Below are 20,795 nucleotides of genomic sequence, written 5' to 3'. Positions count from 1 at the left end.
TATCAATTACGTATATCTATTTTAGATAAGTGAATAATAATTGATTCACGCATCAATATAATTAACAAGTGGATACAATTTTTTTGTTAAAATCAAAAGAGATTAACGTCAGTGGTGAAATATAGGACTGTTTTTAAGGGATTTCAATAAGTTAATCTGGGATCGCATTTTTTGCTTAAATCTCGTTAACTACTTGTTAACGAGATCAGATTACATATTATACTTAAAAATTGGCAGGATCTTTGAAAAGACCAACTTTAAGATCGGTTGCTTCATAAATGAGTTTACCATCAACAAAAACTTCGCCGTCGCCAATACCCATAATTAATTTACGATTAATAACGCGCTTAAAGTGGATTTTATAAGTTACTTTTTTATTACTTGGCAATACTTGACCTTTTAATTTTAATTCACCGACACCAAGAGCGCGACCTTTACCTTTTCCGCCAAGCCAGCCTAGGTAGAATCCCACTAATTGCCATAAAGCATCTAAACCAAGACAGCCCGGCATAACTGGATCGTTTTTGAAATGGCATTTAAAGAACCATAAATCAGGATTGATATCAAGTTCAGCTTCGACATAGCCTTTGCCAAAATTACCGCCTTCCTCATTCATTTCGATAACACGATCCATCATTAACATTAAATCAGATGGTAAGGGGGGACCGTCATGGCCAAATAGTTCATTATTTCCTGATTTAATCAGATCTGCTTTATCGTATGAAGATTTACGTTCAAATGTCATAAAAAAACCTTATTTTTGTTGTGATCACATTCATGGTTATCGTAAATAGAATTATTGATAACCATATTATGAAAAATTAATCGGTAAAAATTAAAATTTCCCACTATTTTATTAATGGGATTTTGGATCAAAGTTTATTGTCAATTACTACTTTTTGCAATATTTTTGCCATTTACTTAACCAGCTATCTTGTTTTTTATCCTGTAATAGCATTGATTGCATACGGGCATGGATGAGTTTATATAAACTAATACTATTTTCATCCTTATAAGGAATGCCCGTTAATAGATAGAGTGCTTCAGCTATATGTTCAACCGCCCATATTGAAAACTGCTCTTGCTTGATCGCCTTAATTACATCATCATGCAAACTTAAATGACGTTGATTGCTTGCCGGTATAATAACCCCTTGTTGACCGGTTAAACCTTGATGTTTACAGACAGCAAAAAAACCTTCAATTTTTTCGTTAACACCACCAATAGATTGAACATGACCAAACTGATCGACTGAGCCGGTGACGGCTAATTGTTGATCTATTGGTTGTTCAGATAATGCGCTAATTAACGCACAAAGTCCGGCAAGTGATGCACTATCACCGTCAATTTCGCTATAAGATTGTTCAAAAACCAAAGAAGTTGTAAAAGGTAACTGATGATTAATAGCAAATTCAGACATAATAAAGGCCTGCATAATCATCATACCTTTAGAATGAATATTACCGGCAAGATCGGTTTTACGCTCAATATCAATTAACTCGCCATCGCCAAAATGAACAAGACAACTTAAGCGAGACGGTTCACCAATTACTTTGGGATAACCCGGATATTCGATTACTGAAAGTCCATTGATCTGACCAATCACTTGATCTTTGGTGTTGATCATTATTTGATTACTAAAAATCTCTTCATGGAAGCGTTCAATTAAGTAATCTTCTCGCCATGATTTTTGTTCTATAGCTTTGGTTAAACAGATGTCATCGATAGTATTGTCTTGTACATGATAGCTCGCTTCTACCAGTAATGATTGCACCCAGTCAACCGCAAGAGGGAGATAATACTGATCACCGGTATAACGTGTAGCATGTTTCAACAGTCGAGCAAAAGCAGATTTGTCTATGTTAGGCAACTGCTGTTTATCAGCGATAAATTGTAGATAAGCGAACCATTGTTCAATTTGCTCAGGAGATTTGATATGCAATTCATTTTCAAATTCGGCATAAATTGCAGTTGTATAAAATTCAGGTTCAAACTCTTGTAACTCCGCTAAACTCAACCTATCGCCAACTAAAATAATGCGTAAATCAAGTGGCATCGGTGGAATAGCTAATGGCAAAGGGTGCGATTCATCAGCTGAAAACCATTCGAATTCTTGTTTTATAATCATCTGTTTTAATTTAGTCCAAACAGTAGGTTGGCTCAATAGGGAACGTAAACCTAAAATTAAAATACCGCCATTAGTATAATGAACTAATCCTGCCTGTAATTTAATTGGACTATTTTCAGGTTGTCGAACACAACCAAATAATTTTTCACTATCTACAGTGGTGGCAGCTAAGCAACTATCAAGCGTTGCAAAGTTATCTTGCTGAGTTTTAGCTTTAGTTAAAGTAATCTTAGTTTCGTTACAATGATAACTATAACCTAAAGTCGAGGTAGTTAGATTTAACTTAACAGACTGCTTAAGTAGATTGAAAAATAATTCACTTTCATTCGCTTTTAAAAGCATAAAACGTGGATTATAGGGTACTCGTTTACTCGGACATAACATCGATAGCGCAGAGGCAACCCGAGGTTGCCAAGTAAGTAAATGAGATGATTTATCGTTTACTGACGGCCTATCTGTTTTGCTCTTCTTAACAAGTTCTGTGATTGGATCTAAATTAGGTTGGAGCTGTTGAGTTTTGAGTTGTGTGATTGCCAAAGTTATTGTCTTTTTTGTTAGCTAATTTAATCCTCAAATTATAACAAGTAACAGCTATAACGCCAACAGATTACCTGAATCTTTATGCTACCAGATAAAAAATTTACAGAAAGATTTTTCAAAATCGGGTAAACTATTTGGCAATTTAGTATTTAGTTATCTTCTTTATCATCAATATCAACGATTAAATATGCTCAAACTCAAAAATAATCACCTTAAAGATGACCGTTCTTCGCAAATCGTTAGCTGGGGACACTGGTTTACGTTGTTTAATATATTTATCGTCATTACACTTGGTAGTCAATATTTATTGATTGCAGATTGGCCGCGTACCTTTATGGGGCGATTTTATGCAATCATCAGTGCGATCGGTCACTTTAGTTATTTGACATTTATAACTTATCTGATTTTGCTTTTCCCATTAAGTTTTTTTATACACTCTTCTCGCTGGCAGCGCATCATCGCAACAATTATTGCCACATTAGGGATTTCATTACTTTTAATTGATATCGATGTCTTTTCACATTTTAGGATGCATCTTAATTTATCGATTTGGCAATTATTTAGTTCGCAAAGAGCCTCATTTTTAAGTAGTACCTTTATTATTATTCCGTTTATATTATTAATCGAAATTTTATTTGCTGTTTGGAGCTGGAAAAAACTACGCAGTTTAAGCAAACGTCGAAATTATGCCAAACCAGTGGTTATTTTATTTATTCTCTGCTTTGTCTCTTCACATTTAATTCATATTTGGGCTGATGCTAATTTTTATCGACCAATTACTATGCAGCGTTCGAGTTTACCACTCTCTTATCCATTAACTGCTCGTCATTTTTTGGAACGATATGGATTTATTGCCGAAAGTAACTATCGTAATCGTGTTGCTCAAGAGGGGAATCCCTTTGCTATCGCGATTGAATATCCACTTGGGCGTATCAATTATACGCAAGATCAGGTACAAAAAAATGTGGTGATGATTGTAATTGATGGTTGGAATAATGATTTATTGGCGAATAATATGCCGTGGTTAAAAGAGTTTGCCAAACAAAATATACAATTTACTAATCATTATGGTGCAAGTCATCAAGCTTACTTAAATAACTTTTCACTTTTCTATGGTCTAGATCCAAATTATTACAATAGCATTTTAGCAAGCCATAAACCTTCAGTTTTACTCGATGTAGTGGCGAAACAGCATTATAATTTAGGGTTATTTTCGGCAGACGGTTTTGCTGATCCGCTTTATCGTTATGCATTATTGTCTAATTTTGCTATGCCAGAACCGAAAAAACAGTCGAATAAACAGATAACTGACTATTGGATGGCATGGTATGATGAGCAAAACAAACTTGAAAATCTACAACCGTCATTCTCAATTATTCAATACACATTGGGAGATAAAAATAAAAAAATCCCTTTAGCCAATCTAGGATCCGAAGCTAAAAAGCTAGATCAATATTTAGAATCACTCATTTCTTATTTAAAATTCTCAAATGATTTTGATAATACTGTGATTGTGATAACTGGTTCGAATGATATTAATATTGATGAAGTGAAAAAAATCGCTATGCGAAATACTGGAAGTAGCTTCAATCGCGATTTGCTAAAAGTTCCACTGATTATTGCATGGCCAGAAAAGGCAAGTAGCGAAATAACCGAAGAAACTTCCCAAACTGATATTATGCGAACACTATTGCAAGATGCATTGTATGTGACAACACCACCACAACAGTACAGTCAAGGTAAAAATCTATTTAAAACTAATACTCGACAATGGTTAGTTGCAGGTAATGAAAATGAGATTGCAGCGCTTTATGATGATAAAACCATTGTGCTTGATGCCTATGGTCGTTCTAAGATTTACGATCTTGACAATAAATTGCAAAAAGATGAAACCATTAGCTTGCCAATATTTTTACAGATTGTCACAGAAAATCGTCGATTTATGGTGGTAGATAACTAAATTATCAAAAAATAGATAGCAAGAAAACTAATTGTATCAGTTAATTAACAATATCCGTTAAGACAGCTTATAAAACTGTAAAAAGGTTTCAGGTTAACTATATGTTTAAGTATAACTTTTAGTTTAAGCTAGTTGTCAGTTTACCGGTGAATACTACTTCACCTCTTTTCCCATTGCTTGTAAATCTGCATGGTAGGATGAGCGTACAAATGGTCCACATGCTGCATGAGTAAATCCCATATCTAAAGCGATTTTCTTTAGCTCGGCAAATTCATCTGGCGAAACATAACGTTCTACAGGTAAATGATATTTACTTGGTTGTAAATATTGCCCAAGCGTTAACATAGTTACACCATGCGCACGTAAATCCTTTAATACTTGGATCAACTCTTGATTTGTTTCACCTAATCCTACCATCAGCCCCGATTTGGTTGGAATTTCAGGATGTCTTTGTTTAAAAGATGCGAGCAATTTCAAAGAGCCATCATAGTTAGCTCCGGGACGAATCTTTTTATATAAACGAGGAATATTTTCTAAATTATGATTGAATACATCTGGAGGATTATCACTTAATACATCAACAGCTTCATCAATACAACCACGAAAATCAGGTGTAAGAGTTTCAACTTTGATATTGGGGCTTAATGAACGAATTTCTGCGGTACAAGCTGCAAAATGACTTGCGCCACCGTCTTTAAGATCATCTCGGTCAACAGAAGTAATCACCACATAACGTAATTTCATCTCGTGAATCGTTTGTGCTAGCTTAATTGGCTCTTGATGATCTGGCGGTAAAGGTCGCCCATGAGCGACATCACAAAATGGACAACGGCGGGTACAAATATCACCTAGGATCATAAACGTTGCCGTTCCATGATTAAAACACTCAGCTAAATTAGGACAAGAAGCTTCTTCACAAACGGAATGCAAACCATGTTTTCGCATGGTATTTTTAATATGCGCGATATTATCAGAGTGAGCAGATAATTTAATTCTCATCCACTCTGGCTTTTTGAGTGGGGTAGTATCTTCTAAGGTAACTGTCGGTATTAAACGGGTTTTATCTGCATCGCGATATTTAGAACTTCTGATTATCGTTTGATTATTTTGCATAATTTGTATCTTATTAGTTAAGTAACTGTTTAATAAACTGATCGGTTAATAATTGACGGATCTCATTTAGATCAATCTGGCTGACATAATGATTTAATTGCGTCATTTCTAAGCCTGCATATCCACAAGGATTTATATAGTTAAATGGAGTCAGATCCATATTGATGTTAAGAGCCAGTCCATGTAATGTACAACCATGTTGAATATTTAAACCCAGAGAGCAAATTTTTTTATGATCGATATATACACCCGGTGCATCTGCTTTCGCATAAGCTACAATATCATAATGAGCTAAGGTTTGAATCACACAATTTTCTAAATAACTGACGACTTGGCGAATACCTATTTGTCGTCGCTTTAAATCCAACAAGATATACATAATTTGTTGACCTGGCGCGTGGTAAGTAATTTGACCACCCCGATCAGTTTGCACAACAGGAATATCCGATTGGGTTAATAGATGTTCAGGCTTACCGACTTTACCTTGAGTAAATACAGGTAAATGCTCAACTAACCAAATTTCATCAGTGGTATGTTCATTACGGTTTTTAGTAAAAGCATGCATTGCCTGATAAGTCTGCATATAAGGCTCTATACCTAAATTATGTATGATGATATTGTCCAGTGGCATAGTTTATTTATTAGGGATCACCATTATCAAATTATTTAATCTTATATAACAGATTTTACTATAACTTGACAACCTGTCACTGAACACGGTATAACCAACGTCATACAACTCGATACTTCACGCTTTGCAAAAATTGATTTTTATCAAATAATTATTATTTATTTAAATTGTTTTATTGAAATAGATGATTAATTTGATAGGAATTAACATTCTTTTCTACTAGGTTGTTTGCTTTACTTTTTTATTGGAAATGGCAGACTTATATTAATGAAGCTCCGTAATGCAGAATTGAAGCCAATAAAGTTAGTTATGGCTTTTGTTATAGCTAAGGATAGTAGAGACTGCATTTTTTATAACAAAAAAGAGGTTTAAATATGTCGGACATGCAAATGAATGATATCGATCCCGTCGAAACGCAAGATTGGCTGAAAAGTGTTGAGTCTATTATTCGCGAAGAAGGCGTCGAACGAGCGCAATATATTATTGAACAGATCGTCAATAAAGCTAGAGATGGAGGAGTACCTTTACTTTTCGGAACTTCAACAAGTAATTACATTAATACCATTCCAGTAGAAGAACAACCAGCATATCCAGGTGATTGGGAAATAGAAAGACGTATTCGTTCAATCGTTCGTTGGAACGCCATAATGATGGTTTTAAGAGCCTCGAAAAAAGATCTGGAGCTTGGTGGTCATATGGCATCTTTCCAATCTGCCGCCACATTTTATGAAGTCTGCTTCAATCACTTTTTCCGTGCGCGCAATGAAAAAGATGGCGGTGATCTCGTCTATTTTCAGGGGCATATTTCACCAGGTATTTATTCTCGTGCATTTGTCGAAGGACGTTTAACGGAAGAACAGTTAGACAATTTCCGTCAAGAAGTTCATGGTAAAGGCTTACCTTCTTATCCTCACCCTAAATTATTATCAGAATTTTGGCAATTCCCAACGGTTTCTATGGGATTGGGTCCTGTCAGTGCAATATTTCAGGCACGATTTTTAAAATATCTACAACATCGTGGCTTGAAAGATACTTCCGAACAAACTGTTTATGCCTTTTTAGGCGACGGTGAAATGGATGAACCAGAAGCTAAAGGAGCAATCACCGTTGCTACACGTGAAAAATTAGATAATCTCATATTTGTAGTAAACTGTAATTTACAACGTTTGGACGGTCCGGTCACAGGTAATGGTAAAATTATCAATGAATTAGAGGGTGTTTTTGCCGGTGCGGGTTGGAACGTGATTAAAGTTATCTGGGGTGATCGCTGGGATAAACTCTTACAAAAAGATAAATCAGGTAAATTAATACGTTTAATGAATGAAACGCTTGACGGCGATTATCAAACATTTAAATCTAAAGACGGCGCCTACGTTCGTGAACATTTCTTTGGTAAATATCCAGAAACGGCTGAATTAGTAAAAGATATGTCTGATGAAGAGATTTTCCGATTAAATCGAGGTGGTCAAGATCCTGAAAAGATGTTTGCTGCGTTTAGTCGAGCCAAAGAGACCAAAGATCGTCCAACTGTCATTCTAGCGCATACCATTAAAGGTTATGGTATGGGAGAAGCGGCAGAAGCCAAAAATATTGCTCACCAAGTCAAAAAGATGAATATGGATGGTGTGCGTCATGTTCGCGATTTCTTTAATATTCCGGTAACCGATGAAGCGCTGGAAAAATTACCTTATATAAAATTTGAAGAACACACACCTGAATATAAATATATTCATGAACGTCGCAACGCTTTACATGGTTATGTACCAACCAGATTGAAGAAGTTTTCAGGTAGCGTTTCAATTCCACCACTTAGCGAATTTGCACCATTACTTGAAGCCCAATCCAAAGAGATATCAACCACTATTGCTTTTGTTCGTGTACTCAATATTATGCTAAAAGATAAAGAGTTAGCACCACGTTTAGTGCCGATTCTGGCTGATGAAGCGCGTACTTTTGGTATGGAAGGACTATTCCGTCAAATTGGTATCTATAATCCTCATGGTCAACAATATACACCACAAGATAAAGAACAAGTGGCGTATTATCGAGAAGATGCAAAAGGACAAATTTTACAAGAAGGTATTAATGAGTGCGGGGCTACCGCTTCTTGGCTAGCAGCCGCAACTTCATATAGTACTAATGATTTTCCAATGATCCCATTTTATATCTACTATTCAATGTTTGGTTTCCAACGTGTCGGAGATTTAATGTGGGCGGCAGGCGATCAACAGGCTCGAGGGTTTATGCTTGGCGGAACATCTGGTCGAACTACTCTCAATGGTGAAGGTTTACAGCACCAAGATGGTCACAGCCATATTCAAGCGCTAACTATTCCTAACTGTATCTCTTATGATCCAGCTTATGCGTATGAAGTTGCAGTGATTATGCAAGATGGCTTACGTCGAATGTATGGCGAGCAAGAAAACGTTTATTATTACATCACAACATTAAACGAAAACTATGCCCAACCGGCAATGCCACAAGGTGTAGAAGAGGGCATCAAACGCGGTATTTACAAACTTGATACCGTTGAAGGGCAAACCGGCAAACCATCAGTTCAGTTATTAGGCTCAGGCTCTATTTTACGTCATGTACGTGAAGCCGCTGATATCCTTGCCAAAAATTACGGAATTACTTCCGATGTTTACAGTGTTACCTCATTTACTGAGCTTGCCCGAGATGGCCAAGATTGTGAACGTTACAATATGTTACATCCAAGTGAAACACCAAAAGTACCTTATATTACCCAAGTGATGAATAATAATCCTGCTGTTGCTTCAACCGATTATATGAAATTATTTGCTGAACAAATTCGCGGATATATTCCTACACAAATCTACCGAGTACTAGGTACAGATGGTTTTGGACGCAGTGATAGCCGTGAAAATTTACGTCATCATTTTGAAGTTGATGCATCTTATGTTGTCGTTGCAGCATTGGGTGAACTTGCTAAACGAGGCGATATTGAAGCAAGTGTCGTTGAGGAAGCAATTAAAAAGTTTGATATTAATGCCGACAAACTAAACCCACGTATAGCATAAGAGGTAACTATAATGAGTATTGAAATTAAATTACCTGATATTGGTAATGACGAAGTTGAAGTCACCGAAATCTTAGTTAAAGTGGGTGATAAAGTTGAACTCGATCAATCATTATTAACGGTAGAGGGTGATAAAGCCTCAATGGAAATTCCTGCGCCACAAGCGGGGATCGTTAAATCCATTATGGTTAAAATTGGTGACAAAGTAAAAACTGGTGTAAGTATTATGGTGTTTGATGAACAAGGCGCAACGGCTCCTGTTGCTAAAGAGGAATCAAAAGAAGTTTCTCCAGCGCCAGTTGCATCTATAGCACCAACAACCAATCAAGTGGTTGATGTCAATGTCCCTGATATCGGTGGTGATGAAGTTGAAGTTACTGAAATCTTAGTTAAAGTTGGCGATACTATTGCTATTGATGATTCATTGATAACAGTTGAAGGTGATAAAGCCTCAATGGAAGTGCCGGCGACGATAGCTGGGGTTGTGAAAAGCATCTTGGTCAAAATTGGTGACAAAGTGAAAACGGGTTCCAAGATCATGGAATTTACCACTGCGACCAGTAGCGCTCCGGTTAATGCTCAAGCGGTAACGCCAGTTGCAACAGAAAAGAGTAGCATCTCATCAGCACCTACTAATAGTACTCCAGCTCAAACATTAGCATCGACTACTACTGGTAATGATTTTGTTGAAAATGATGCTTATGCACATGCTACCCCTTCAGTACGTCGTTTAGCACGCGAATTTGGGGTTAATCTGGCAAAAGTTCCGCCGACTGGTCCTAAACATCGTATTTTACGTGAAGATATTCAAGCTTATGTCAAAAATGCGGTTAAACAGATCGAAAGTGGTTCTACCGGAGGCGCGTTACCGGGCTTATTACCTTGGCCGAAAGTCGATTTTAGTAAATTCGGTGAAGTAGAAAGCCTACCATTAACTAAGATCCAAAAAGTTTCAGGTGCTAACTTACACCGAAATTGGGTCATGATCCCACATGTTACAGAATTTGATGAAACAGATATTACTGAACTAGAAGCATTTCGTAAGCAACAAAATGCTGAAGCGGATAAGAAGAAATTAGATCTGAAGATCACCCCATTGGTCTTTATTATGAAAGCTGTAGCAAGTGCCTTAACTGCTTACCCGCGCTTTAATAGTTCTATATCAGAAGATGCGCAAACATTGATTATTAAAAAATACATCAACATTGGTGTAGCAGTAGACACACCAAATGGTTTAGTTGTACCAGTATTTAAAGATGTCAATAAAAAAGGCATAGTGGAACTTTCGCGCGAACTTGCTGAAATCTCCAAAAAAGCACGTGACGGTAAATTAACAGGTGCTGATATGCAAGGTGGTTGTTTTACTATTTCAAGTCTAGGTGGAATTGGTACTACTTCGTTTACACCAATTGTTAATGCGCCTGAAGTTGGCATTTTAGGTGTTTCCCGATCGAGCATGAAACCGATTTGGAATGGTAAAGAGTTTACTCCACGCTTAATGTTGCCTTTATCACTGTCTTTCGATCATCGAGTAATTGATGGCGCTGACGGTGCGCGCTTCTTAAGTCACATTGTAAACGTTTTATCCGACTTACGTCGTTTAGTGATGTAGTGGAGGAAATATACTATGAGTCAAGAAGTTAAAACACAAGTTGTGGTTTTAGGGGCAGGGCCAGCAGGGTACTCAGCTGCTTTTCGTGCGGCCGATCTTGGACTGGATGTTACTCTTGTTGAACGCTATTCAACACTGGGTGGCGTTTGTTTAAATGTAGGTTGTATTCCGTCCAAAGCACTATTGCATGTTGCTAAAGTAATGGATGAAGCCAAATCATTGACCGATCAAGGTATTCATTTTGGTACGCCAAAACTAGAATTGGATAAAGTGAGAGCATGGAAAGAAAAAGTCATAAACCAACTTACCAATGGCCTTGCTGGCATGGCAAAAATGCGCAAAGTCAATGTTATTCAAGGTGAAGCTCAATTTACTGGTAGTCATACTATGGATGTGACTTCAGCAAAAGGGGTCAACAAAATAACTTTTGATAATGCGATTATTGCTGCAGGATCACGACCAATTAAATTACCCTTTATTCCTCATGAAGATCCACGAATTTGGGATTCTACAGATGCCCTAGCATTAACGACTATCCCAAAGAAACTACTATTAATGGGTGGTGGGATTATCGGTTTAGAAATGGGAACTGTTTACCATGCGTTAGGATCTGAAGTTGATGTGGTTGAAATGTTCGATCAAGTGATCCCCGCTGCGGATAAAGATGTAGTTAAAGTATTTACTAAACAAATTCAGAAAAAATTTACTTTACGATTAGAAACTAAAGTCACAACAGTTGAAGCTAAACATGATGCTATTTATGTCACCATGGAAAAGAAAGACGGCACAACTGAAACACATATGTATGATGCAGTATTAGTTGCCATTGGCCGTACACCTAATGGTAAGCTCATTAGCGCTGAAAAGGCAGGTGTGACAGTAACTGATCGTGGATTTATTGAAGTTGATAAACAGATGCGAACCAATGTTCCACATATTTACGCCATTGGTGATATTGTTGGTCAACCTATGTTGGCTCACAAAGGTGTACACGAAGGGCATGTGGCAGCCGAAGTGATTGCTGGCAAAAAACACTACTTCGATCCGAAAACCATTCCTTCCATTGCTTATACTGAACCAGAAGTCGCTTGGGTTGGTTTAACTGAAAAAGAAGCGATTGCTAAAGGTATAGATTATGAAGTATCAATCTTTCCATGGGCTGCATCAGGTCGTGCCATTGCCTCAGATTGTTCAGAAGGAATGACCAAACTGATTTTTAATAAGGCGGATAACCGACTGTTAGGTGGCGCGGTAGTTGGTGCTAACGGTGGTGAATTACTTGGTGAGATCACTTTAGCAGTTGAAATGGGTTGTGATGCAGAAGATATTGCGCTAACAATTCATGCCCACCCAACGCTTCATGAATCAATAGGCTTAGCTTCTGAAATTTTCGAAGGAACAGTCACTGATTTACCAAACGCTAAAGCTAAGAAAAAATAGCGTGAACTAAATCATATTATTAGATGAAATCATACCGCCAGTAACTACTGGCGGTATTTTTTTGGGTAAACCGAAATAAGACAGACATATTTTAACAAGATATTTCAGGTTAGCTATATGTTTGAGTATAAGATTATAAGCTAAATTCAATAGCGAAGAGTGTGATAACAGGATTTGTTTGTTTATAAAATGATGCCTATATTGTAAAAAATATTCAGGAGTCTATACCGTTTCATTTTTTCTTAATGGCTAAATTTAACGGCGAAGGGAGTAATAACAGGATTTGTTTGTTTATAAAATGATGCCTGTATTGTAAAAAATATTCAGGAGTCTATACCGTCTCATTTTTTCATAATGGCTAAATTCAATAGCTAAGATTGAAATCTCATTTCAGTTACTATTTCAATATTTGAAAACCAACAGATGATCCAATGCTAAAATCAATGCAACTTTGGCTTTTACTAGCACATTATTTATACTAATAAACTAACAATAAAACGGTGTTATTATCAAAATTAATCAATAGGATATAAGATTTGATAAAATAGCTACCTACATACTTTTACCTAACTATAAGATAAAAGATTTAAACAAAATAAATCAGACAAAATTTATCAGTATCAAAAATGATGATGTGTTGATTAAGCATCATTTAGATTATGATTATCTTTATGGTGCTATATGTATTGAATATCAAAATAAAAATATCTTGGGTTTTAGGTATTGGGATTTGATAGATCAATTATGGTTTTATTTTTTAAATACCCTCAATGATCTAAAAACGCATTCTAGTTCAGAATTCTATTTTCCCGATCAGCCAATCAAAGTTATTTTGCAAAAAAAGAATTCTCGCCTAATACTAACTGTAGATGATGATAGAATTAATGTCGATTTTATCGAATTTATGCAGGCTTTTTTGTCAGCAGCACTTGAATTTTATAACGGATTGTTAAAAATCTTTCCTAAAAAACAAGAAGATATCTATTACAATATTAACTTTATTGATGAAATAAAAAATTTGTATCACATTCAATCAAGTACTTAACAATTCTTTTTTTGGCTAATTCAAGCTATTTTTGATTTTTCCATGACTAAAGTATGATTAGGATCAAAAGCCATAACTATTTTGTCATCCGGTTGACTAATGACGCTAACACCAGTGAAATCTGGTATTGTTAGCTTTGCGCCACATTCGACTAATTCAGTATTACCAATGCCAACGCAAAATGCACCAGCTGCAACTGCTGAAATTACTCCACTACGTGAGTCCTCAAAGACTAACGTTTGTTCTGAAGGTAGATGTAAACGCTTTGCTGCTAAAATGTAAGGGTCAGGGAATGGTTTACCTCGACTCACATCATCCCGTTCAACAATAACCGAGATACATTTTTCAACGCCGAGCATGGTAATTACACGGTTAACTTTTTCGCGCCACCCACTAGTTACAATCCCAACACAAATGTGGTGCGCATGAAGAGAGATAATTAACTGTGCAACACCGGGAATTGGATCATAGGTTGCAATATTTTCACAATCAATAATATGAGCTTGGACTTTTTTCTGATCTTCTATCGGCAGATCAGAAAAAAGTGTGCGGATAGTATGTGGTCCGGGTTGCCCATGAATATGTTGCAGCATATCTTGTTCTGATATTGTTATACCATACATTTGAGCTGCTTCTAGCCAAGCTCGTTCTATAACGGCATTAGAATCAATAAGTACACCATCCATATCAAACAACACTGCTGCTATTTTAGGTATGTGATTATCCATTTATGCTATCCTTATTTTTGCAATGATTAATTTTAAAAAGAGTTCCATTAATACTGCAATATTTGTTGGTTTTACTTAAATTACATTAATCTAACTATCAATTGATATTAACAATAAGTTATACAAGCAAAACAGCAAAAGATTTGTCATCTTTTTAGTTATGAATTAGTATCATATGTTAGTTATGAGTACCTGTATAATTCCATTTTTTTCTGGAGTCTATAAATGAAAGGAATAGATATAAAACTCCTACATGCTTTTGTTAAATTAGCGGAAAAGGGCAATTACAGTCATGCTGCTAAATCACTTTTTTTAACTCAACCTGCGTTATCAAAACAGATAAAAGCATTAGAAAAATTGACTAATGGACAGCTTTTTTTCCGTGGTCGTCATGGTGCAACCCTAACTTCATTTGGGGAACAACTTTACCCTAAGGCTAATGAAATTTTACAATCTCATGTTGAATTCTTAAATTATGCCAAACAATTAAATAACCCTAATCATGAAAAATTATTTATCGGGTTTGGTATTTCTTCATTTCAAAATGTTCCTCATTGGATAAATCAATTTCGTCAACAATATCCTGAATGTGATGTAGAAATTAATCAACTTCCCTCTAGTGTACAAATGGAAATGTTGCAAGAAGGGGGATTACATGCCGGATTTGTCAGGATGCCGATAACAAAAAATCTAGCGTCACAAGTTATTCATGAAGAGATATTAGCTTTAGCTGTACCAACAATATGTGATATTGAACCTACCGATATACAACGCATTTTATCTGCTTATCCATTGTTACAATTAGATCCATTAACCAATCCTTGTTTAGCCGCAGAAACAACATTATTTCTACAAAATAATCTATTAAATGCAAATCAAGTTTCCATTACGGGAGATATGACAACCCTGTTAGCGTTAGTTGCTGGGGGGAATGGGATTGCATTGTTGCCCAAAAGCGTTCAACATTTTTTACCAGACGGCGTAAAACTACTTATTCCACCTAACAACCAAATACGCTGGGAGATTGGTGTAAGCTGGAATCCTGAGTTGAAAAACTGTTTCCGCGATGACTTTCTCAAAATTGTGATGAACGATATAACATGATTTGTTATTATCCAATTCAATGCTTTAGCACACATTAGGTATTAAAGAGTAGCAACATTTAAGGAGACTAATGATTTTAACCTGTTGTTCAAATTTATTCTTCAATAAATTAAGATGTTATAGCTAATATTGAGTATAGCTTTTATACTCAAACGTATATTTAACCTGAAATATTTTTACAAAATATTTAATTATAATGATTTATATAAGATGATAGAAAAAAACAAACGGAAATACTGTAATAAAAAAAGCTACCTTATAACAATATTATTTTTTCTATTGTGGGTAGTTAATATTGATAATATTGCAAAGGCAAATAATAGCCCTAAAGATGATTTAATCCTTAAATCTGAAAACGGTGATAAAGTCGCTCAGTATTTACTTGCTAATAGGTTGTTATCTCAAAATATTGGTGAAAAAAATAATGATAAAATTTTTTACTGGTATCAAAAATCAGCTCAGCAAGGGTATGCCGATGCTCAGTTTGCTTTGGCTATGATTTATTTGGAACGCAGAAACTATAAAAAAACCATTAGCTGGTTACTAGAAGCGGCGAAACAAAATCATGTTCAATCACAATACTATTTAGGTGTGTGTTACCGCTTTGGTTTTTTGATGAATAAATATGATAGTTTACGAGCTTTATATTGGTTGAGAAGAGCGGCAGAGCAAGGTTATATTGCTGCCCAAGTAGAGTTAGGTAATTTATATTTGTATGATGCTGGGTTTAATACAGAAAATGACGAAAAAGAAGGGATATATTGGTTTAAAACGGCGGCTAAAGCGAATAATGATTTCAGTGCTTTTGCGCAACTTAATTTAGGGATAATTACACTAGCTCAATCCAATTACCAACAAGCTCTATCTTGGTTTAATCAAGCATGTAACAATAAGCTAACTGATGGTTGTCATTTAGCCACTATGGTTACCCAAAAAGTATCAACCCCAAAGCATAGTAAAACTAATTCATCAATTTCATTAGATAATCTTCCTCGTTGTTATTCACTGCGAATAGAATATTATCCAAATGGTCAAATATCGGAAAAAGGTTGCCAAGGCCATTTTGATGCAACAGGTATTTCAGTGGGGAATTGGTATAATTATGATTTATCTGGTGCTTTAGTTCAAGTTACATATTATCATCCCGATGTGTTTGGTAAAGATTATAAAATTGTCACCACCTACGATAAAAAGGGAAAAATGTTGACTAAAAAAATATTTAATTATAGTGACTTATATGAGACAGAAGAAAAAGAACTTAAAAAAATACCGAAATAAAATGTCGCTGCCATAACCAACATTCCTGTATATTATTAAAACAACTCTAAAAAGCAATTATATGGAGATAAAAAATTAAAAAAGGAATATGATGAAACTAACTTTTTCGAAAAAGATTGCTACAAGGAAAATTCAAATTGCTGCTATTTATTGCTTTTAATTGAGAGAATCCTTTTGTAAAGAAATCTAGATTTCTTTCAGAAAAAATTCGAAATAATTAAATAGAGATTGGCATTTTGCAATATCACCCTAACCAATAAAAATATGTAGCGATAATAGCCGATAGTTTTAAAAAAATAATTGATAAGCCAGTATCATTAACGGCGCTAAAATGTTTATTAATCAATTGACTAAATACCAAATTGTTAAATAAAAGGATTAAAAAAATGGCATTATTAGCAGTAAAAAGATGGAAGTTCCCGGTTATCAAAAATGATGAAGATAAACCAAGTGAAAATCATTATTATCGGTCATTACAATTAGCACAAAGTGGCTTTTATCCTGTCAGTATAAACAATCAGGTGCATGGTGGAATTCATTTTGATCAGAATGTTCTTGCCGGATTAGGTAATGAAAGTGTTCGTAAAGTGCATTGTATTGCTGATGGAGAAGTCATAGCTTATCGCGTTAATGACAATTATCAAAAAGTAGATTATGGTGATGAAGTTGGTTTTTTCTCAACCGGTTTTGTCTTAGTTCGGCATCTGCTTGAAATGGATCTTATTGAAAAAGAAACACCAAAAGCAGCAGAAACTAATAAGCCAACGGATAATGCCGACACACAAAAATCAGAAGCAACGGCTAATTCAGCTCAATCATCGAATGCCTCATCCTCGTCAACCAAAACATCAACTGCGCCAGCAACCAAGTCAAAAAAAGACAAAAAACCAGGTCATCGCCTCTATTTTTATAGTTTGTATATGCATTTGGCTGATACTAAATACTACGATGATAATCCCAAAGAGCCTACACCAGCATTTTGGGAACAAGATGTTTATCAAGTAGATGGAAGTTTGGAATATGTTAAGGGATTAAATATCCGGCATGACCCAAATAAACAGATTCTAGGAGTATTACAGACTGGAACAAAAGTTAATTTAAATCTTGAAGTGCATGAAGATGAATTTAAATGGTATGGCGTTTCGAGCTTGGTAGATGGTTATTCCTCAATTCCCATATTAAAGCCTTATGATTATAAGGGACATCAAATTCTGGGTTTGGTTTACAATGATTCAAATAAGCAACTAACTGAATCGATATTTGAGATTCCCCCAAGCGACCGACCAGATACAAGTCAAGCTAAATCCAGGGGATTAGGCATCAAAAACGAAGGTGGTAGTGATAATATTTCAATGCTACCACAGGGAACCCAAATAAAAATAACGGGTGAAAAAAAAGCAGGAAAGCTTGTTGAACTGACGGAAATTGTTCGAAATGGTCAACCAACTTTACCCTTACCTGACACGAAAAAAATGGTCAAATTTGATGGTTTAAAACATATAGTAAGAGGGAAAAAATATAATGAGGTTGTGGTATTAGATAAACCGTTTCCAATAAAAGCGGGTGATTTAGTAGGACATATTGGTCATAATCAGAATGATAGTATTCGCAAAGAAAAAAATAAAGATAACAGTTATCAAGATATAGAGACCTTACCACTTGGCGGTGGTTTAAAAAAAAGTAAATTTAGACCAAATTTACATATTGAATGTTTTACCAGTGAAGATTTAGCGAGTTACATAACAAAAACGCAAACAGAGGCGAGCAAAATACCTAAAAAAGAAAAACCATTATTAGGGATATCTAAAGGTGCGAAATTTTTGCTTCTTAATACGAAACCCGATACAACCGTAGGTAAACCGCTTAAAGAAACACAAATCAAGGTAATAAGTAAAGCGATAAATATAAAGTGGTTACAAATAGAAATTACAATAGCAGAAAACCAAAGCAAGAAATTATGGATAGAAAACAATGAAGCGATAGAGAAAAAAGCTATACCAAATGACAATATTGAATTAACTGAAAATACGCCAGCATGGAGTAAGCATCCGTTACAGGTTAGTGATTTAAAAAGTAGTACCCATATTGTCGGCACGTCTTTATTGCTAGATTTGGATGATAATAAATTTCGGGCAAAAGAAAATCGGGCAGAGGATGAGCAAGGTACTTTATGGATAAGGGTAGAAAAATTATTAGATGATAAAAATTTGCCTATCCCAGGGTGGGTATCAACCGAAGGCGAAGGTGTGAAAAGAGTCAGTTGTTGGGACTGGTTTGATTTTAAGCAGATTAAAGAAAGTGCCAGCTTAAAAGAATTTTATCTTAGTGCAGAAAAGACCTTAAAAAGAAATAAAGATAATTCATCTTTAGAACAGTACACGCCATCCATAAAAGAGGTATTAACAATCTTAGATAAGCAATATAAGTCAGGGCAAGAGAAATATGCAATGATAGAACAAAATTGCTTTAAAGGAATCGTTGATGAGCCAATATTAATCACGGCGCTAGCACGGTTATTAATCAATTATGAAAGTGAATGGTATGGTAAACTTAATACAGAAGGTAAAATATCAAAATGGGAAGAATTGAACAGTGAAATGACCGGAGATGCCCAAAACATCTTGGACTATTTAAAGAAAGGGAATGAAGCAAAATGTGATGCGTACATAAGCACATTAAATGCAAGCAAGCAAAAACCTGTAAAAAAAGGATTGGAACAGCTAAGAAGAGAAATTAAACGTTTACCTAAAAACTTTAAAGATCAAGCAGCAGAAAAACTGAGTAAAGAACAACTTGAAATTTGTGTTCAATTAGAAGAGCTAGAAAGGTGTGTCATGCTTTGGGAAAAAACCAAAGAAAAGGCGAAAAAAATGCTGTGGTGGGATGATGTGGTTAAAGGCTTAGCTAAGCAAAGCCAACAAACTGACACTACTGCTGAAAATGGAAAGGGTGCAGATACCTCAACCGCACCAGCAAACTCCACGCCACCCGCCACCCTTAGCAAGGATGGTAAAGTATGGTTTATCCATCCTATCTCGCTGTTTAAATTTGTGACATATCAAGATCTGATCGATGTAGAAAGTTTCCTTGTTAAGTATGAAAGTGAACATAAAAATTTTAAGAAAAAAGATACGGATAATGTTCCTGATTTTAATCAAAAATCCAAATATACACTTCGGGGTATTATTGAACGAATCAATCTGTTTTATAGAAAAAATGATGAATTTAAACCCAATATTTACTATCTATCTTATATGTTAGCCACAGCTCGTTGGGAAGCGACTTGGGGTGAGGATGTTTTTTGTGCGTTGTTTGAACATGGTTCATTATCATATTTTAATCGATATGATCCTGTATTAGCTCCTACTGAAGATTTACGAAAGCGAGCTAAAGATAATGGAAATACAAAACAGGGTGACGGATATACATATCGTGGTAGAGGTTTAGCTCATTTAACCTTTAAAGGCAATTATAAAAGAGCCAGTGACTATTTTGGTATTGATTTTGTAAAAGATCCTGATAAAGCCGCTGAACTTGATAATGCGGTACCAATTTTGATATGGGGATCGATGACCGGCGGTTTTAGTACTAAAAAACTAACAACGTATATTAATAAAAATCGTATTGACTATAAAGCAGCAAGAGCAGTTATAAATGGATCTGACTATGCTGATAAACTAGCAGAATTTGCTAAGCGTTTTGAAGCTATTCTTCGACAAACCTCAATTTTGACTGAGGAGTTTTAATATGCAAAAAATAATATTGTTAATTTTCACGCTAATTATCAGTACTGTTTGCTATGCAAAGCAACCTTGTTCAAATAAAACCTCAGTAAGAAATTATCACTTTAACCTTAAAGCTCAATCTTATAAATTTACTTCTTACTATTGTGATGAGAAGGAGAGTGAAGTTTTTATAAAACCCGGCATATTGGAAGTACATGGAAAAAATATCAATAAATCCCTTAAAAATGTAATTGGAATTAGAGGCATGGTATATATTAATTTTTTTAGATGGAATAATAAACCAGCATTTTATTATTCTAATACCGCTTCAGATGAAACTGAGGCCTATATGCCAATAATGATTAAGAATAACAATTTAATGGTTGACTGTATCTATGTTAATCAGCAATTAAAAAATTATATGGCAACTAGCCATTCTTATTGTGGTAAA

Annotated in this window: 14 protein-coding genes; 9 read left to right on the top strand and 5 right to left on the bottom strand. The window is 35.3% G+C overall.

Annotated features, from left to right (window positions below; all coding sequences use genetic code 11):
- Positions 1-223: 223 nt before the first annotated feature.
- Entirely contained in the window at positions 224-745 is a 522-nt protein-coding gene (gene fabA / locus A9G11_RS09435) for a bifunctional 3-hydroxydecanoyl-ACP dehydratase/trans-2-decenoyl-ACP isomerase (RefSeq protein WP_065619358.1), read from the bottom strand.
- 147 nt (positions 746-892) lie between these two features.
- Positions 893-2,665, bottom strand: coding sequence for an AAA family ATPase (locus A9G11_RS09430; RefSeq protein WP_141674399.1), 1,773 nt, complete (start codon positions 2,663-2,665; stop codon positions 893-895).
- 190 nt (positions 2,666-2,855) lie between these two features.
- Here A9G11_RS09430 and A9G11_RS09425 point away from each other — a divergent pair, with 190 nt between their 5' ends.
- A complete protein-coding gene (locus A9G11_RS09425; RefSeq protein WP_065619356.1) occupies positions 2,856-4,628 on the top strand; it encodes a DUF3413 domain-containing protein in 1,773 nt (590 codons plus the stop codon).
- Positions 4,629-4,781: 153 nt separating this feature from the next.
- On the opposite strand, the gene lipA is transcribed toward A9G11_RS09425, so the two are convergent.
- Both lipA and lipB read right to left on the bottom strand, forming a co-directional pair.
- Positions 4,782-5,741 carry a lipoyl synthase gene (gene lipA, locus A9G11_RS09420; RefSeq protein WP_065619355.1) on the bottom strand — a complete coding sequence of 320 codons (960 nt, stop codon included), beginning with the start codon at positions 5,739-5,741 and terminating at the stop codon, positions 4,782-4,784.
- Between the two features lie 13 nt (positions 5,742-5,754).
- A complete protein-coding gene (gene lipB / locus A9G11_RS09415) occupies positions 5,755-6,372 on the bottom strand; it encodes a lipoyl(octanoyl) transferase LipB (RefSeq protein ID WP_065619354.1) in 618 nt (205 codons plus the stop codon).
- 374 nt (positions 6,373-6,746) lie between these two features.
- Between lipB and aceE the strand changes: the two genes are divergently transcribed.
- From aceE to A9G11_RS09395, 4 genes are all read left to right on the top strand, one after another.
- Entirely contained in the window at positions 6,747-9,413 is a 2,667-nt protein-coding gene (gene aceE, locus A9G11_RS09410; protein WP_065619353.1) for a pyruvate dehydrogenase (acetyl-transferring), homodimeric type, read from the top strand.
- A 12-nt stretch (positions 9,414-9,425) separates the two neighbouring features.
- Positions 9,426-11,024 carry a pyruvate dehydrogenase complex dihydrolipoyllysine-residue acetyltransferase gene (gene aceF, locus A9G11_RS09405; protein WP_065619352.1) on the top strand — a complete coding sequence of 533 codons (1,599 nt, stop codon included), beginning with the start codon at positions 9,426-9,428 and terminating at the stop codon, positions 11,022-11,024.
- A 15-nt stretch (positions 11,025-11,039) separates the two neighbouring features.
- Positions 11,040-12,464, top strand: coding sequence for a dihydrolipoyl dehydrogenase (gene lpdA, locus A9G11_RS09400; protein ID WP_065619351.1), 1,425 nt, complete (start codon positions 11,040-11,042; stop codon positions 12,462-12,464).
- Between the two features lie 730 nt (positions 12,465-13,194).
- Positions 13,195-13,509, top strand: coding sequence for a hypothetical protein (locus tag A9G11_RS09395; protein ID WP_141674398.1), 315 nt, complete (start codon positions 13,195-13,197; stop codon positions 13,507-13,509).
- 20 nt (positions 13,510-13,529) lie between these two features.
- On the opposite strand, the gene A9G11_RS09390 is transcribed toward A9G11_RS09395, so the two are convergent.
- A complete protein-coding gene (locus A9G11_RS09390; protein ID WP_065619349.1) occupies positions 13,530-14,237 on the bottom strand; it encodes an HAD family hydrolase in 708 nt (235 codons plus the stop codon).
- A 225-nt stretch (positions 14,238-14,462) separates the two neighbouring features.
- On the opposite strand from A9G11_RS09390, the gene A9G11_RS09385 reads away from it, so the two are divergent.
- The 4 genes from A9G11_RS09385 to A9G11_RS09370 form a co-directional block, all read left to right on the top strand.
- Positions 14,463-15,341, top strand: coding sequence for a LysR family transcriptional regulator (locus tag A9G11_RS09385; protein WP_081298514.1), 879 nt, complete (start codon positions 14,463-14,465; stop codon positions 15,339-15,341).
- Positions 15,342-15,551: 210 nt separating this feature from the next.
- Complete coding sequence (locus A9G11_RS09380) at positions 15,552-16,619, top strand: tetratricopeptide repeat protein (protein ID WP_065619348.1); 1,068 nt, start codon at positions 15,552-15,554, stop codon at positions 16,617-16,619.
- A 386-nt stretch (positions 16,620-17,005) separates the two neighbouring features.
- A complete protein-coding gene (locus A9G11_RS09375; protein ID WP_065619347.1) occupies positions 17,006-20,365 on the top strand; it encodes a hypothetical protein in 3,360 nt (1,119 codons plus the stop codon).
- Between the two features lies 1 nt (position 20,366).
- Positions 20,367-20,795, top strand: a 429-nt coding sequence (locus A9G11_RS09370) for a hypothetical protein (RefSeq protein ID WP_141674397.1), incomplete at its 3' end; no start/stop codon positions are given.

This window comes from Gilliamella sp. wkB108 (genome assembly GCF_001690195.1).
Lineage (GTDB): Bacteria > Pseudomonadota > Gammaproteobacteria > Enterobacterales > Orbaceae > Gilliamella > Gilliamella apicola_L.
This window is presented reverse-complemented; position numbering and strand designations above follow the sequence as displayed.